Source organism: Bradyrhizobium sp. BLXBL-03 (assembly GCF_051853015.1).
Taxonomy (GTDB): domain Bacteria; phylum Pseudomonadota; class Alphaproteobacteria; order Rhizobiales; family Xanthobacteraceae; genus Bradyrhizobium; species Bradyrhizobium manausense.
This window is the reverse complement of sequence record NZ_CP182470.1, coordinates 7617062-7631909: the sequence shown is the minus strand read 5'-3', so window position 1 is coordinate 7631909 and position 14848 is coordinate 7617062. Positions and strand designations below refer to the sequence as shown.

At 59.7% G+C, this 14848-nt stretch carries 11 protein-coding genes and 2 pseudogenes; 7 read left to right on the top strand and 6 right to left on the bottom strand.

The window, feature by feature from the left end:
* Positions 1-122: 122 nt before the first annotated feature.
* The 5 genes and pseudogenes from ACNJX9_RS36050 to ACNJX9_RS36030 all read right to left on the bottom strand — a co-directional run bounded on the left by ACNJX9_RS36050 (position 123) and on the right by ACNJX9_RS36030 (position 6297).
* A complete protein-coding gene (locus ACNJX9_RS36050) occupies positions 123-710 on the bottom strand; it encodes a GNAT family N-acetyltransferase (RefSeq protein ID WP_439410198.1) in 588 nt (195 codons plus the stop codon).
* 900 nt (positions 711-1610) lie between these two features.
* Complete coding sequence (locus tag ACNJX9_RS36045) at positions 1611-1916, bottom strand: hypothetical protein (protein WP_439406859.1); 306 nt, start codon at positions 1914-1916, stop codon at positions 1611-1613.
* A 748-nt stretch (positions 1917-2664) separates the two neighbouring features.
* Positions 2665-2880 (bottom strand): hypothetical protein, encoded by a 216-nt coding sequence (locus ACNJX9_RS36040; RefSeq protein ID WP_439406858.1) that lies wholly within the window; start codon positions 2878-2880, stop codon positions 2665-2667.
* 267 nt (positions 2881-3147) lie between these two features.
* Positions 3148-3429 (bottom strand): annotated as a pseudogene (locus ACNJX9_RS36035) (transposase); the annotation flags it as partial.
* 204 nt (positions 3430-3633) lie between these two features.
* A complete protein-coding gene (locus tag ACNJX9_RS36030; RefSeq protein WP_439406857.1) occupies positions 3634-6297 on the bottom strand; it encodes a PAS domain S-box protein in 2664 nt (887 codons plus the stop codon).
* 378 nt (positions 6298-6675) lie between these two features.
* Here ACNJX9_RS36030 and ACNJX9_RS36025 point away from each other — a divergent pair, with 378 nt between their 5' ends.
* Positions 6676-7140 carry a hypothetical protein gene (locus tag ACNJX9_RS36025; RefSeq protein ID WP_439406855.1) on the top strand — a complete coding sequence of 155 codons (465 nt, stop codon included), beginning with the start codon at positions 6676-6678 and terminating at the stop codon, positions 7138-7140.
* A gap of 558 nt (positions 7141-7698) precedes the next feature.
* On the opposite strand, the pseudogene ACNJX9_RS36020 reads toward ACNJX9_RS36025, so the two are convergent.
* A pseudogene (locus tag ACNJX9_RS36020) lies at positions 7699-7908 on the bottom strand (XRE family transcriptional regulator); the annotation flags it as partial.
* A gap of 184 nt (positions 7909-8092) precedes the next feature.
* On the opposite strand from ACNJX9_RS36020, the gene ACNJX9_RS36015 reads away from it, so the two are divergent.
* From ACNJX9_RS36015 to ACNJX9_RS35990, 6 genes are all read left to right on the top strand, one after another.
* Entirely contained in the window at positions 8093-8992 is a 900-nt protein-coding gene (locus ACNJX9_RS36015) for a strawberry notch-like NTP hydrolase domain-containing protein (RefSeq protein ID WP_439406853.1), read from the top strand.
* Positions 8992-10047 (top strand): DUF7146 domain-containing protein, encoded by a 1056-nt coding sequence (locus ACNJX9_RS36010; RefSeq protein WP_439406852.1) that lies wholly within the window; start codon positions 8992-8994, stop codon positions 10045-10047. The genes ACNJX9_RS36015 and ACNJX9_RS36010 overlap by 1 nt, the downstream gene beginning before the upstream one ends.
* A 330-nt stretch (positions 10048-10377) precedes the next feature.
* Positions 10378-11886: a PLP-dependent aminotransferase family protein gene (locus ACNJX9_RS36005; RefSeq protein WP_439410197.1), complete on the top strand. Its 1509-nt coding sequence runs from the start codon at positions 10378-10380 to the stop codon at positions 11884-11886.
* 44 nt (positions 11887-11930) lie between these two features.
* Positions 11931-12557, top strand: coding sequence for an FMN-binding negative transcriptional regulator (locus tag ACNJX9_RS36000; RefSeq protein WP_439406851.1), 627 nt, complete (start codon positions 11931-11933; stop codon positions 12555-12557).
* Between the two features lie 46 nt (positions 12558-12603).
* Positions 12604-13230, top strand: coding sequence for a LysE family translocator (locus ACNJX9_RS35995; protein ID WP_439406849.1), 627 nt, complete (start codon positions 12604-12606; stop codon positions 13228-13230).
* 368 nt (positions 13231-13598) lie between these two features.
* The gene (locus ACNJX9_RS35990) at positions 13599-14537 is read left to right on the top strand and encodes a DUF2493 domain-containing protein (protein ID WP_439406847.1); all 939 of its coding nucleotides are present in this window, start codon (positions 13599-13601) and stop codon (positions 14535-14537) included.
* Positions 14538-14848: the final 311 nt, after the last annotated feature.

Here is a 14848-nt window from a genome sequence, read left to right as displayed (position 1 = left end):
TGGGGGAGGTGCCTCAAAGCTGGCATCGGCCTTTATTGGTGGTGCAACTCTGGCTAGACCAATTCGCCGTCCGCAGGGAAGCTTCGGCATCAGGTGGATGCGAAGGGTCCTCCGAATTTGGCTCAATAAGCCGTTCGCAACATTGGCGTGAGTGGCGGCGAAGAACCGTGCTGTATCTCTCCAATGACCTTGAAGCCGTGACGTTGGTAAAAGGGAATGTTTTCCGGATTCGAACTTTCGAGGTAGGCAGCGATGCCCTGCTCATCACATCGTTGAAGAGCGTATTTCATCAGCAATGTGCCAAGCCCTTGTCCGACCCAGTTCGGGTCGACGGCAATGAGAGGCAGATACCAATGTGGCTCGGGGGGGTGATGTTCGGCCATTCCCTGCCGTAGATGTGCCATATCTTCGGTGATCTCCGGGCGCAGGGACAGCGCCATGATTGCGTCCAGCGCATCCTCATCTTGCTGCACGTCGGGAGGCAGCCACAGGGCCGCGGCGCGACTCTCGCCCGTGACGTACGCTGTGCCATGCTCGAATGCTCCTCCGCCACAGGCGTTAATGAATTGAGGCATGCTCCTAAGATATTGCCCTGGGTCAGGCCAACTCCAACGCATCAACGGATCGGCGGCAAAGCCGAGCACAATTGTCCAGACGGTGCTCGCCCGAATGCTTGCGTTCGCAGAGGTAACGTCCGACTCGGCTGTCATGATGTCGTTTTTGGGCGTCAGAGTTGCAAAGGTACAGCACAGGACCGATACCTCTGAACGAGAGCAGACTGGATGCACCACGGAGGTTTCTTCGGATGCTTTTGGTTCCCGTGCCGGGCTTGCCTCCTGCCTCAGAAGGCCGCCTTCGACGGCCGCTTCGGACGAAGGGTCCCCGGTGGTCATCTGGATCCTGCCCTTCCTAAAGGAAGCGTCGACTATCTCGGCGTCGACAACGTTCGGCAGCCCGCTCGAAAGAAACGATAAGAACGCTTTGGGATTGCAAGTGCGAAGGAGTCACGGCACGCAATCGATGCGAACATCGTGCGATGGCGGCGCTTGAACCGGGCTCCCGGCAGCCGAGCAGGTTAGCAAGCGTCGCGCGTCGAAGTCGAGATTAGGCAACATCGTTTATGAGGGATCACCTCGTCTCCCATTGAGCTGTTCTGAGTAAGACTTCTTATTCAAAACACGTGCCAACTGCGAAACCGCATAGACTATTGCCCTCAGTCTCTTCGCCGTCAGCGCCCTTGAGACAAATTGAGAGACTTTCCGAATGGAGGAGGTCCGGTTCATCGTAGCCATAAGGGACGAAGCTGAAGCAGCGGGATGTCCCGATCAAACTAACGAATGCCGAGCGTGATTCCGTCTTCACGCTGCCTCGCGGAGGCGGGGCATGTCAGGTAAATCTCAAGTCGTGGCGAGTGAAGAGCAGCTGGCGGCACTTGGGTCCTTGCAGTCTGCGCGGTCACGGGAAGGCCGATTGGGCGAGAGCCGTATTGCTGACGTTATCGGGTTGACCAGCCCACGCATTGCGCAAACGCTTCGGTGTGAGCGCGCGAACGACGGGTCGCCATTCACTTTTGCCGAAATAGGCACGGCATTCCGGACAGGCAGTTTTCATCACTCTGGCGGCTGCGGATTGTTGGCGGGATTGGTATCGTGCTTAATTATCCGCGCAAACAGTCCGCAGCTGACCAGCGGCTGCAGGGCTGTCTCCAATGCATCGGCAGTTGCCTTGGCATAGACTTCGTGGTCGTCCACGTAGACTGCGAAGCTCTTCAAGTACTTCTTTCGCGTCGCCGGAGTCTCGATCGTCGCCTTTGTCCATTCGTAGAGCGGATACCGCTCGATGCCGTATTTTTCGCCGGCGGCCACATACTCGCCAAAGGCATCGAACAGACATTTTGGCGCGGCACGATGGGACATGAGGATATCGAACAATGGCCCCAACTTCGGCTCTTGGCGTCTTAGTCGTATCGCCTCCGCCGCAGCCGAATCGCTTACATCAAATCTAAGCTGGTATTCCCAGTGAGGCGTCACGGCTTTCCTCTCGCACCCGAGTGTTTTCTCTAGCTACTCCAGGCCCTTCCGAAGCAGGTCGTTCGGCAAGTTTAGGGTGTCAACTAGCATCACCCCGGGAGGGCAGGCCGGTATCTTACAACAACGAACACATTTTCTTATGGCCAGCCATTCTCTTCACCGCCAGTTGGTCAGCGATGCAGGCTGCGCTTAGGCGAGGAAATATACTAGTGAAAGCAATCTTGCGCTCCTCCAGGAAATGGTAGGGAGCGTGCGCTGCACTTTCGGATATTTTCTGCTGCCTACACTCAGGAGCAAGAGCGGGGCGAACCAAGAGTCGGGCGACCAGCGCCTGGAGAAACTCATGGATACGTTACAATCGCGGACGCGATGATCCGTGTACGGGGCATAACGGGCCTATGAACAAAGATAAGAGTGAAAAGTACGGAGAGCGCGAAACCCAAGAGCGTTTAGGCTGCTCTACGTGGCGCGCTCAAGACACCGCATGAGCCGTTGAAGGTAAAGCCCAAGAAACGGGCAGCGGCAAAGAATGCAAAAAAGCCCAATAAGACTGGAGCTTAAGGAATGGATACGGATGTGAGGATGTCCATCCTCTAAGGTCAGGTCATGAACCTGACCTCCGAGTTGGCTTCGCTTAGAGAGAGTTTGCTGCGTCGATCAGCAATTGCTTTGTCCGCTGACGCAGCGCAGACTCGCCCTCCTTCTCTTGATCATTGTCAGCCACCGGAAAATTTACGCTAACATTGGAGTAGTCGTTTGGCTTGGTTGGATCTTGCGCCTGTTTCATGATGGACACGATGCCGCGATCGTTATGATAGTCCAGCATCAGTTGTGTTACTTGCCAAGTCATAGGTCAGTTTCCTTTCAAAAAGGGCCGACCTTGACTGCATAAGAGAATCTGGAGTCTACTCCAGTCATGAATTCCCTAACCGACCCCGATCGACCCCATAAGTTGATTGCGGTATCGGAAACCCGCCCCCGCGAAGGGCGGGCTTTTCGACTCAATGGGAAAGTGGAACCGATTCGCTGCTGCGAGTCTAGGTGGTGGATTAACGGGTCCGAGACTTCTTGGCCCGCCAGCGTACGAAGCGCCGGGCCAGCCGGGACAGGTCCTCGCTTAGTTAGATTGACGGTACGTCAGACGCTTGCCAGCCGCGCCTTTGATGGCAACGTCCGCGCGTTCCCCGTCGCCAATGCCAAGCGCAACGCGGTTGCTGTAACGGAAATCGAATTCTGAAAGATAGCGGTGTAGGTGCTTCTCAGCGCAGCGCTGATACACGCCCTTCATGCCGCGCTTGAAGATGCTGTAGTAGCCCGCGACCGTGTTGGTGGAGCTCACTTCGGCGCCGTTATAGCGGACGGATTCATCTTTTGAATGCACGACCGTCTGATGGCTGGCGACGACGCACCAATCGCGAAAGCCAAGCACGTTTCGCCTGCGACGATTTGCGGACACGAGGCGCACGCCGGCGTGAACGCAGCCCGCAACATTCTCAGAGCCGGAACGCGGCCCGCGGTGGATGTCTCCTGCCGCCGCAAATCCCGTAGAGCCGTTTAAATTAAGGCTCCTCGGAAAATCCCTCCATTCAGGGAGGGGAAGACGTTAAGACACGACTGGCAGGACAAATTGAAAGGTCGCGCCCGGCTCCCGCTTGCGGACGATGGACAGGCGCCCTCCGTGAGCTTGCACGATCGAACGACAGATCGATAGACCCATTCCAAGGCCGCTCGATTTGGTAGTAAAAAACGGGTCTAAGATGCGATCAATGTCCTCGTCAGCGATCCCGGCGCCGCAATCCGTCACGGAGAGCTGCACACGCCCCTTATCATCCATGGATGACTGGATCGTCAATTCGCGCTTCCGGTCGCCAATCGTTTGCATGGCCTCGATCCCGTTCATCACGAGATTGATGATCACCTGTTGCAGCTGAACCCTGTCACCGAGGACCGTGGGAAGTGTTGGCGCAAACTTAGTTCGCAAGGTCACTTGCTGATTAACCAGCTCACGTGTCACCAGCGTGATGGCCTCCTTGACGACGTCATTGATATCGAGCGGTACCATCTCGATCTCACCTTTCTTCGCAAGTGCGCGGACCCTGCGGACCACCTCGCTTGCCCGGATCGCGTCTTCGATGATCCAGTCCACCGATCTGCGCGCCGCGGAAAGGTCGGGAGTTTCGCGGTCCATCCAGCCGAGGCACGCGTCGGCGTTGCTGATGATGGCGGCGAGCGGCTGGTTTACTTCGTGGGCGATGGAGGCCGTTAGTTCCCCCAGCGTCGTCACGCGTGTCACATGCGCAAGGTCCGCCTGTGCCTTCCGCAGCTCTTGTTCGGCCTGGTCTGCGCGAATCCTCGCGGTGATGTCGGTGCTGACGCCACGGTAGCCGAGAAAGTTGCCGGCTAGATCAAAAAAAGGCTTGCCGCTGGTCCGGACGTAGAACGCAGAGCCGGTCTTGTTGACTGCGCGATAGATCAGATCGCGAAATGGGAGATGCGCGTCTAGCATCGCCCGATGCTGCCGCCACTTCTCGGGTTCTTCTTCAACATCGCACGCAATTTCCCAAGGAGGCAGACCGACGAGCCCTGAGGTCAAGATGCCCACGGCGCTGGCGTGCTCCGACAAATGAGTGACCAGGTGGTCTGGCCCGGTCTCCCAGAGCCAGTCGGAAGCGGTTTCGGCATAGTCCCGAAAGCGCTGCTCACTTTCGCGCAGCGCAGCAAGGGTGTTTTCCAGCCGCTCCCTGGCCACATGTTGCTCGGTGACATCCATATGCGTTCCGACGAGTTCGACGGTGGCGCCATCGCTTCCCAGCACAGCGTGAGCAACTGAGTGGATGTGCCTTATCGCACCATCGGGAAGTCGGATTCGAAAATCATATTTGAAGTTACCTGCTTTCTGTTCGCCAGCCTGACGTTGCACTTCCTGCAGCAGCGCCAAGTCATCTGGATGGATACGCGACCTGATGGTCTCAAGCGATACAGGCTCGTCCGGATCCAAGCCAAACAGACGGCTCACTTCGGCGGAGCGATAGACAAAACAGCGACGGTGGCAATCCCAGGACCAAGTGCCCATGTGACTGAGCTGCTGCGCGTCGGACAGATAGGCTTCACTACGGCGCAGCTGTTGTTCCGTCTGCTTTGCTGCCGTGATGTCCGTCGCCGCCCCGACAAACTCGATATCGCCAGAGGCGGTTCTCGTGGCCCGTGCTGCCGCATAAATGTACTTTACTGACCCATCGGGCATCAGCAGTCGGTATTCATGATCGAAATCCTGGCCTTGAGACGCTCGATCCAGAATCGCCTGGACGGAAGCCCTATCTTCTGGGTGGGTGCGGTCGAGGACGTGTTGCGGTGTCGGTATCGTCTTCTCGGGGTCATACTCGAAAATCCGAAAATTTTCCTTGGACCAGAAGACCTCGCCGGTGGCCGTGTTCCAGCCAAAACTGCCAGTATGGCTCAATTCCTGCGCCTGCTCCAAATGCGCTTCGCTCCGTTGCAGGGCAATTTCCGTCCGCTTTCGCTCAGTAATATCTTCGCAGGCAATGAGGACGACGGGCTTGTCCTCGGCCCAGGGCATTGCTTTGGCGTTTTCGCGCACCCACAGCACCGACCCGTCCTTCCTGACCTTCTGGATGTCCCAGGTGTGCGACTGACCGATGTTTGTGAGACACTCCTCGATGCACTTGCGAACGACTTTGCGATCTTCTTCCTGAAAGACCTTCAGCACAGATAGGCCGACCAGTTCCGCAGGCGCGTAGCCGAGTTGAGAGGCGCCGAAAGTATTGACGTTGAGGACCGTTCCCGCTTCATCGAGCATGAAGTACATGGCCGGATTGTGCTCAAAGATCGCGCGCCACCGTTTTTCGCGGTCATGCTGTTCGGCCGCGCTGTGCCGTAGCTTGGCCGCGACCTCACGCGCAGCATCCCTTTCGCGGCGGACTCTTCCGATCAGGTGCGTTCCGACAATTGAAGCGGTTAGGAAGGCGACAACCACCAAAAGGTTCGTTGGGTCATCGATCCGGAGACTGAACGTGGACGGCGTAAACAGGTAGGCTGACGCAGCGACGGCAACAATGGAAAGCACCGACGATGCGATGAAGCTGCCCATCAGCGAGAACAGCATTATCACCACCAGATAGGCGAACGCCGTCGCTGCGAAAGGGCTATGAATATACAAGGAGGTTAGCGTCACCGCCGCTAGCGCAATGCTACCAAAAACGAGCTGCGTCGCTGAACGTCCCAAAGTGGTGGTGAGCTGGTTAAACATGCTTATAGCAGTCCGGCCCTTCTGGCAGAGAGATTAAATACTTCAATTTAATCCGACGCCGACAGGCGCCCCGAGTGATTTTGAGATCGCTACTGATCAGACAGCCGAAGAAGGCGCACTACAAACCTTCGTATAGTTAAAAGCCTTCGTTCAGTTCTAGCTATATTAAATCGAACGGTCACATAGGGCAATCATGCCTTTGGTGTCACGCGGTTCGCCTTTATTCTCGATGATAAAGGGCCCGTGCTGTCGCCGGATACGCTCTGAGCACAGCAGGAGGGTCAAATCCAATCGCGGTTGATCCGTCGGATAGAGCTTGGGCGATGCCAGTTGCACCCATGGCGAGAAAGTCCCCTGTGTCGCACGCTGGATACGAGAATGGATTCGGTGGGGCTTTCTTATCTCCAACGCGACGTAGCGGCCCAGCATGAACTTGCCCGGCCGTGCGGTCAATCGCAACCTTGCCGCGATCGCTCCGCCCCGCGGATGGTGCTCGCGCTTGACGCTGAGAAGGAGGAGCTGCGCCTGCAGATGCATGCGTTCAAGGACTTGATCTTGGAGAAGCGCTGGGAGCGGCTTGTGATGCTCGTCGTCAAGAAGCTGGCGCTTAAGCGGGGCGATCTTCAGGCTGACGCCTCGCGGGACGCGCCACCCAACGACGATGCACATGCGTCGGGGCCGTCCGACAACATTGATGCGTTGCTTCAAGCAGCTGCCGCGTTGAGAGCAGGAAGGTCAGCTTTACAGATTGGCGAGGGCGTGAGGGAGGTGCGCGAGCTGATACTAGCGACGCGGCGGGGCTGCGAACGGTACGTTCCAAACACGGCTGCACCGATGGCGTAGTCTAGGTGAAGGTGCGGCCGCCCGTGATCGAGAATCGTTTGGCATCGATGGCACTCCTGAGCCACCTGGTGGTCCGAAGTTCGCCTGGTATCTGCTGCCGTTTTTCAACGACAGCGAAGGCGGGTGTCGAGAGCGGACGGTCCTGTCGCTCGTGAACACAGAAACTTTTCAAGTCCTAGCGACCGATGTGTTCGATTGCATCGCTTCCGGCCGAAGCAAGAGCTGCTCGCCTGGAACTGTGCAAGGCGGAGTACCATCGCACCACACGGGCCGCTGCATGAGCCCTCGCCGCCATAGAGCAGCATCGCCGATAGGGCAGCCGCGATGCCGCCGAGGAGTTCGTGCGATGGCTTCAGGCTCGCCCCGATCGGCATCTTGCCGCCACACCACCGCCTCGGCTTTTCTCACACGTTCACCGAAGCCGACTTACCCCATCCCCGTTGCCTTCGGTTTCAGGCGGTCTCTGAGGCGGCGCAAGCATGCTCGTCTACCTTCGAGCTATTGCTTCGGTTGCAACGTCGATCGGATTTCAAGCTTCCGATGTGGCTTTACGGTTATTCAACGTCTTGGTCGAACGCCGGAAGCATACGCATCAGCTCTGCCACTGAACCAGCTTGAAATGTCTCGAAGCACCTTGGACAGGTCAGGCTTCTTCAAGTTGACAAGCTTGGCGCCTTCCGTCTGGGTGATCTCCCGCTCCGCCCTCAACCGTCTTAGCTGAACAACTACAGCAGCCTTGAGTTGGTGCTCCTCGGCGTTCGGCAGGCCGAGATCGGCGAATCACTTCTTCCAGGCTTTTGCCAATTCGGCTGCACGCCTATGGTCCAGGCGAGGGCGTTTGTGCGGCTCCCAGTGATGAAGAGGAAGAGGGGCGACGGGCAGGTTTGAGCCCGTCGGATCACGAGAGAGCGCCGGCGGCTCGATGCGCAACCGCTCTCCTCAGGTTTTCCATATGTTCAAGCCATCAGATACTACGGCCGCGGCTGCCGCAGCCTCGCCCGCGGCAACATCTTTTCTTCGTATCACACGCCGTCCACTCCCAAGCCGTGAGCGCCGCCTGTGCATCGAAGTGATCTTGGGTCGCGCCATGGAAGTTGGGTTCGGTCTCATCGACGCGACCGGCTCCTGGGATTGGAAGATCGCCTCTGACGTCTGCGAGGCGGCAACCGCCCTGTCCGTTCGCAAATATGGATCGGTTATCCGTGCCAAGCCAGGATCGCCCATTTCCATGCTGCTTTCGAAAATCACGGGGTTTCGCACGGTCCGAGCACGGCGCCGGAAAGATAGTCAGGCCCTTGAGCCGTTGTTGATGCGGCGCCAGGTCGGCGGCATCTCGATCGACGATTGGACGATGAGACAGCTACGCGGCGTCTGGATTAACAAGTCGGACAAATTGACGGAGGATGCGCGGCCTGAGTGGTCCGTGCTCGATGTGGAGCGGCTGCTTATCACGCGCCTCCGACGGTTTTGCCCGAGCTCGCCGATCCGGATACGGCTCGCTTATGGCGTCCTTTTTACGACCTACGCCACGCTACGCGCCGATCGACGAGGCAAGAAGCTGTCGTGCGTCAGGCTCATTATGGAATGGTCAGGCTCTGGCTTCGACGGAGTGATTGGTTTCGACGAACCCTACGCAATACGGAATGCCTCTCCCAATCTTACGGCAATGACAGCAGATGCCCGCAACACACCAGGGCGGTCGATGTTCGTGCGACTGACAGCCTCGCCCGAGGGGCCGGCCGGCAAATGGGTTGCACCGCGAGTCATGTTGCGCATCTGGGCTTGGGTGCTGTCTCACGGACGCTTGGCAGCTTCTACGCAACACAATGTCAACGCTCGGGAGGTTAGGTGATGCCCGGTGGCGCTTCCGAACTGGCGCGCCGTCTCGCCCGTGATGCCGAGGCGGTCTGCCGCTACTACCTGTCCAACGGGCGGCGCCAGGGGCGCTACTGGATAGTGGGCGACGTTCGCAATACGCCTGGCCGGTCAATGTACGTCCGGCTCAGCGGACCAGACTCCGGTTCCGGCGCCGCCGGGCATTGGACCGATGCTGCCTCGGCCGAACATGGCGATCTCCTCGATGTGATCCGCGAGAGCTGTGGTTTTACAGATTTTCGCGACGTCGCCGAGGAGGCACGACGCTTTCTGAGGCTGCAGCGCACCGAGCCGCGCCGCACCCCAAAGACCATCATTCGCACACCCGTCCCCGCGGGATCGCCGGAAGCAGCGCAACGGCTCTTCGCCGTGTCGCAGCCGATCCGCAGGACGCTCGTCGAGACCTACCTGTGCAATCGCGGCATCAAAGCTGTCCACGACGTGGGCGCGCTGCGGTTTCATCCCCGCTGCCACTATCGCCCGGACGACACTTCGCCGACTGAGACCTGGCCGGCGATGATCGCGGCCGTCACCGATCTTGCCGATTGCGTCACCGGTGCGCATCGCACCTGGCTTGCGCCGGACGGCTTCGGCAAGGCACCGGTCGACACGCCGCGACGGGCCATGGGCGGTCTCCGCGGCAACGCCGTCCGCTTTGGCGCGGCCGACGACGTCCTCGCTGCCGGCGAAGGCATCGAGACGATGCTGTCGCTGCGCTATGCGCTGCCTGCCATGGCGATGGCCGCTGCGCTCTCGGCCAACCACCTTGCCGCCCTTCTGCTCCCGCCGACGCTGCGCCGGCTCTACATCGCGCGCGACAACGATGCGGCTGGCGACGCAGCTGCGATGACTCTGACCGAGCGCGCCCACGCGGACGGTATCGAGGCGATCATCTGGTCACCAAGGCGTGGCGATTTCAACGAGGATCTACGCGCCCTCGGCGTCGATTCAATTCGGGCAGCCTTGCGGGGCCAGCTCGCACCCCAGGACCGCGCGCGGTTCATGCTCTTCGCTGAGGCCGGGGCGGTTTGACCGATCAGCCTGCGGCGCCGCCTTGGGCGATTACGTCCTGTTGTCGGTTATGAGCGGACTGCAGTCGATATTGGACGCTCGAGCGGCTAGGCGGCCTTGTCCGCCTCTGCCGACTTGCGGTGCAGTAAGCCGGCAGCTATCTGAGATACAGCCACCGTGGCGCTAGCGCATTTCGGAAGGTAGCTCTTGACCCTGAGTAGAACTCGCCTGCAGCGTTGAATTGAAGAGTGCTCGCCAACTTCAACTTGGCCATCAATCTTGATGGACGTATTTCTTTGAAAAGGTTGGCGTTTGGGAGAACAAAATATAACAAAATATAGAGGCTGAAGAATTGGCTTCCAGCACCACGGGCGGATCGGTTCACGCCAGATCTACGAAACACTTCGAGATCAGATTCTCGAAAGCGTCTACGGCACCGACGGTCTTTTGCCCTCGTCCCGCGCACTTGCCGGCGAGCTGGGCGTCTCGCGCTCTACCGTGACGGTCGCTTATGAACAACTCGCCGCGGAGGGCTTCATCGAGATACGCCATGGCGCCCGGCCACGTGTCGCTCGCGCTATCGTCGATCAAGGACGTGAGCGAGCTTCGTCCCGGGCAGCGACGCGCAAGGCTCGGCTCTCGAAGTTCGGCGAGCGGTTGCGACAGGACCTCCCTCGTTGGATCGAACCGCCGCGCGACCTCGTCGCGAATTTCCGGTATGGCGATCTTTCGCCGTCGGACTTCCCGGTGTTGGCATGGAAAAAAGCCATGGTCGCGGCAATGACCCGCAAGCCGGAGCGTCTGGCCTACGACGATCCCTGCGGCGCGCTGCGGCTCCGAACGGCGCTCCAAGCATATCTTTGGCGGTCGCGAAGCGTGCGATGCGACGTCGATCAGATTGTCGTCGTGAACGGATCTCAGCAGGGGCTCGACATCTGCGCGCGGCTCCTGCTTGACGACGCCGACCGCTTTATCATGGAGGATCCCGGCTACCTGATGGCGCGGCACACCTTCGCGGCAACGGGCGCCACCGTGGTCCCGATCCCGGTCGATCGAGATGGCCTGGAGACGGAGCGGCTCGATACGGTTAAGGCAAGGCTCGCCTACGTCACGCCGTCGCATCAATATCCGCTCGGCGGCGTCCTGCCGATCGGGCGCCGGCACCAGTTGCTCGCCTGGGCCAGAAAGTGTGACGCCTACGTGATCGAGGACGACTACGACAGTGAATACCGGTACGACACAAAGCCGGTCCCTCCGCTTCACGCCCTGGAAGGCAGCGATAATGTTGTCTATCTCGGGACCGTATCCAAGACGCTCTCGCCGACGTTGAGAATTGGCTACCTCGTCGTTCCTCCGGGCTTGCGATCCATGTTCGGCGCGGCAAAACAGATCATGGACAGGCACACACCGTTGGCCGGACAGGGTGCCCTCGCTTCAATGCTTGAGAGCGGCGCCTATGACAGCCACGTCAAGCGTGTCCGCCGACGCAACGCCGAGCGCCAGCGGGCCCTACTCGATGCCTTGCGACACAGGTTTGCAGACCGCATCCGGATCGACGGCGCCGACGCCGGTCTTCACGTCGTGGTGTGGTTCGCCGATCTGCCGCAGGAAGCCGAAGAGGCACTGATCCGATCGGCGCGGTCGAAGGGCGTCGGCGTCTATCCCGTCTCTGTCCTTTACGATCGCCGCCGGGCAGGCCGCCGACCGCGGCCGCAAACCGTCGGTCTAGTTATGGGTTTTTCGGCTTTGGAAACGAAGCAGATCGAACGCGGCTGCAAGCTCCTGGCCCAAGCCATCGACGAAATCAGGGGGCGGCGAACTGGACTGGAAAAAAATGAGAAAACTGGCAGTTCAACGTAAGCCAGATTCGCCTTATCTCCGGATCGCAAGAACGGAGAGACGGTATGTACATTCCACCCGCTTTCAAGGACGACAACATCGAGAGTATCCGCGGCACCATCCGGGGTGCCCGGTTGGCGAACCTGGTGACGGCCACCGACGAAGGTCCTGTGGCGACGCCCCTGCCGCTCTTTCTTGACGAAAGCGAGGGCGAGCTTGGTGTGCTGTACGGACACCTCGCGAAGGCCAACCCGCAGTGGCGCGTGCCTCCCGTCGGCGACGCGCTAGTGATCTTCATGGGTCCTGAGGCCTACGTGACGCCGTCCTGGTATGCGACCAAGCAGGAGACCGGAAAAGTCGTGCCGACCTGGAACTACGTCGCTGTGCATGCCTACGGTCAAGTCGAGTTTTTCCTGGAGCCTGAGCGCCTGCTCGACGTAGTGACGCGGCTGACGAACAAGCACGAAGGGTCGCGCGCCAAGCCGTGGGCCGTCTCCGATGCCCCCGCCGACTTCATTACCGCCCAGTTGCGCGGAATCATCGGCGTGCGCATCCCGGTCTCGCGGTTCGAGGGCAAGCGCAAAATGAGTCAGAACCGCCCGGAGGCCGACCGCGTGGGCGTAGCAGCGGGCCTATCGGCGAGCGAGAACCACGATCGGGAAGTGGCCCCCTTGATACCCGTTCCGGCTTAAGCGAGACGGGGGAGCGCAGGAAGTGGCAAGAAAAGCGGGAAATTGGATGTTCGAGCTGCAAACCCTCCTACTCTTCCTCGCGGCTGCCATGGTCGTGGCGATCACGCCGGGGCCGGGCATCTTCTACATCGTTGCCCGAACGCTCGTTGGCGGGAGAACCGAAGGGCTGGCGTCCAGCGTCGGTTTAGGTCTCGGTGGCCTTGTGCACGTTCTCGCCGGGGCGGTCGGCATTTCCGCCCTGATCATGGCGAGTGCCGAAGCCTTCGCTTTGCTGAAGATCGTGGGTGCCTTCTATCTCATCTGGCTCGGTCTCAAGATGTGGCGCCAGGCGCGCATCGCCGAGCCTGCGGAGATTCGCACCACCGGAGCACGCCGCGCACTGCGAGAGGGTATCGTCGTGGAGGCGCTCAACCCAAAGACGGCGGCCTTCTTTCTCGCCTTCATTCCCCAGTTCGTCGACACGACCGGAAGCGTGGCCGTCCGGTTCGTCATTCTCGGGACGATCTCTGTCGCTCTCAATACCAGCGTCGATCTCATCGTGACCCACTGGGCGTCCAAGGCGAGAGCCGGTCTCGCCGAACGGCCGGCGTTAATCGCGAAAACGCGACAGGCATCGGGCGCCGTCATGTGCGGATTGGGAGCTGCACTGCTCGCCGCGCGTCGGGCGACCTGACCGTCTCAATTCGCTGCTTAGCGTTTTCTGCGCTCAATGCTTCCCGGTCGCGATCGAGGCCGGTTGAACACAGCCGTCAGCCTAATGACCGGCCCTGTGAGGTCGACATTTGCGGATAGAGCCGCCCCCGGCCTTCTAGAGGCGATCGGACGGCAAGCGGGACGGCCCTGCAATGGCAGAGGTCACGGCTATTTTCCGCCGGCGCGTTCCGCGCCTTTGCATCGCGAAACAAAATAGCCGCACCTCTGCCATCCTCCGCTTCGCTTCGGCCCTGCGCTTCGCTTGGGTTCTGGTCCGTGCCGCTCGCCGTCGGATGATCGCCACGAAGGCCGCGGTGAACGCGGCCGATCCGAAAAAGGACCTCACCCATGGCGACCGAAAACGACGATCCGCAATTCGAACCGCACCACGCTTCATCCCCGACCGATCACACTCTTACCGAACTTCAATTGTTTGGCTTTCGTCCTTTGCAAGATGAACCCGATCCACGGCCCCTTCCCGAAACCAATGCAATCACCGGCGCCATCGCCGACATCTTCGATGCGCTAGTCTCGACCCTGAACGATACGCGCCTGGAGCCTGACCTTGAGGACTTGCTCTGGTCAGCCGTCAATCTCTTCCATCGCGCGGCAGAACGCATCGACCGAGAACTTGACTCCAATGAGCAAGCGCAGCAGAGAAGCCAACGCGAGCAGAACGGATCGGAAGTGGCATCCGTCGAGCTCGAACGTCTTACCGCCGAAGGCATCACGCTGATCGAACGTCGCAACGCCATGGAGTTCTTTCGCGACCAGGCTGCCGAAAGCTTCGAAGTTCACACCGGCTCGCCGTGGCGGGCGCGCTCTGGTTCAGTCGTCAATCATCGCACCCTCACCGCCGCGATGATCGACAGCCGAGACTTTCTCGCTGCCAGGCGCAGGGCCGAAACCGAAGTGATGCTCCCTCGTGGGCCCAAGATTGCGCTCACCGGAGGGCTGGAATTCAACAACGTCAAGCTCATCTGGGATCGGCTCGACAAGGTCCACGCAAAACACCCTGAGATGGTTCTAGTGCACGGCGGCTCGCCAAAAGGGGCTGAGTTGATCGGTTCAAAATGGGCCAGAAATCGCAATGTTCCGCAGCTCGCCTTCAGGCCGGATTGGACGAAACATGCAAAGGCCGCACCATTCAAGCGCAACGACGCGATGCTGGAGGTTATGCCGATCGGAGTCATGCACTTCCCGGGCACAGGCATCCAGGACAACCTCGTCGATAAGGCCAAGAAGCTCGGCATCCCGGTTTGGAAGTTTAGCGAAGACGGCGCGTGAGCGCCGTCTTAATTGACGCTGAAAGCGACGCCTCAGCACCTTAAAGAAGACAGATGTCCAAGCATTTCGTTGCTGCATCCGGGTGCCGAGCGGTCCGGGCCCGCTGCAAGCCCTGCAATCAGATTGTTCTCGCGAACGCTCCGTCTCGCTCGCCCAAAAGTCGGCCCCCACAAGAAGGCGCTGCACACCCGCGCGGCGCCAAAGACGGCTGCCGTGCGCTTTACCTACATTCGTGTAGTCAGTGCTGTTGCGATCAAACCAGCCGAGAACGTACTGGCTGGCCCTGACCATGAATGATCAATCTCCATTCT

Excerpts from the sequence above, each read along its gene's own strand:
- ACNJX9_RS36010 (WP_439406852.1), top strand. The coding sequence starts at position 8,992 with ATGCCCGGTGGCGCTTCCGAACTGGCGCGCCGTCTCGCCCGTGATGCC.
- ACNJX9_RS36050 (WP_439410198.1), bottom strand. The coding sequence starts at position 710 with ATGACAGCCGAGTCGGACGTTACCTCTGCGAACGCAAGCATTCGGGCG.
- ACNJX9_RS35995 (WP_439406849.1), top strand. The coding sequence starts at position 12,604 with ATGTTCGAGCTGCAAACCCTCCTACTCTTCCTCGCGGCTGCCATGGTC.
- ACNJX9_RS36030 (WP_439406857.1), bottom strand. The coding sequence starts at position 6,297 with ATGTTTAACCAGCTCACCACCACTTTGGGACGTTCAGCGACGCAGCTC.
- ACNJX9_RS36045 (WP_439406859.1), bottom strand. The coding sequence starts at position 1,916 with ATGTCCCATCGTGCCGCGCCAAAATGTCTGTTCGATGCCTTTGGCGAG.
- ACNJX9_RS36000 (WP_439406851.1), top strand. The coding sequence starts at position 11,931 with ATGTACATTCCACCCGCTTTCAAGGACGACAACATCGAGAGTATCCGC.
- ACNJX9_RS36040 (WP_439406858.1), bottom strand. The coding sequence starts at position 2,880 with ATGACTTGGCAAGTAACACAACTGATGCTGGACTATCATAACGATCGC.
- ACNJX9_RS36015 (WP_439406853.1), top strand. The coding sequence starts at position 8,093 with ATGTTCAAGCCATCAGATACTACGGCCGCGGCTGCCGCAGCCTCGCCC.
- ACNJX9_RS35990 (WP_439406847.1), top strand. The coding sequence starts at position 13,599 with ATGGCGACCGAAAACGACGATCCGCAATTCGAACCGCACCACGCTTCA.
- ACNJX9_RS36025 (WP_439406855.1), top strand. The coding sequence starts at position 6,676 with ATGGATTCGGTGGGGCTTTCTTATCTCCAACGCGACGTAGCGGCCCAG.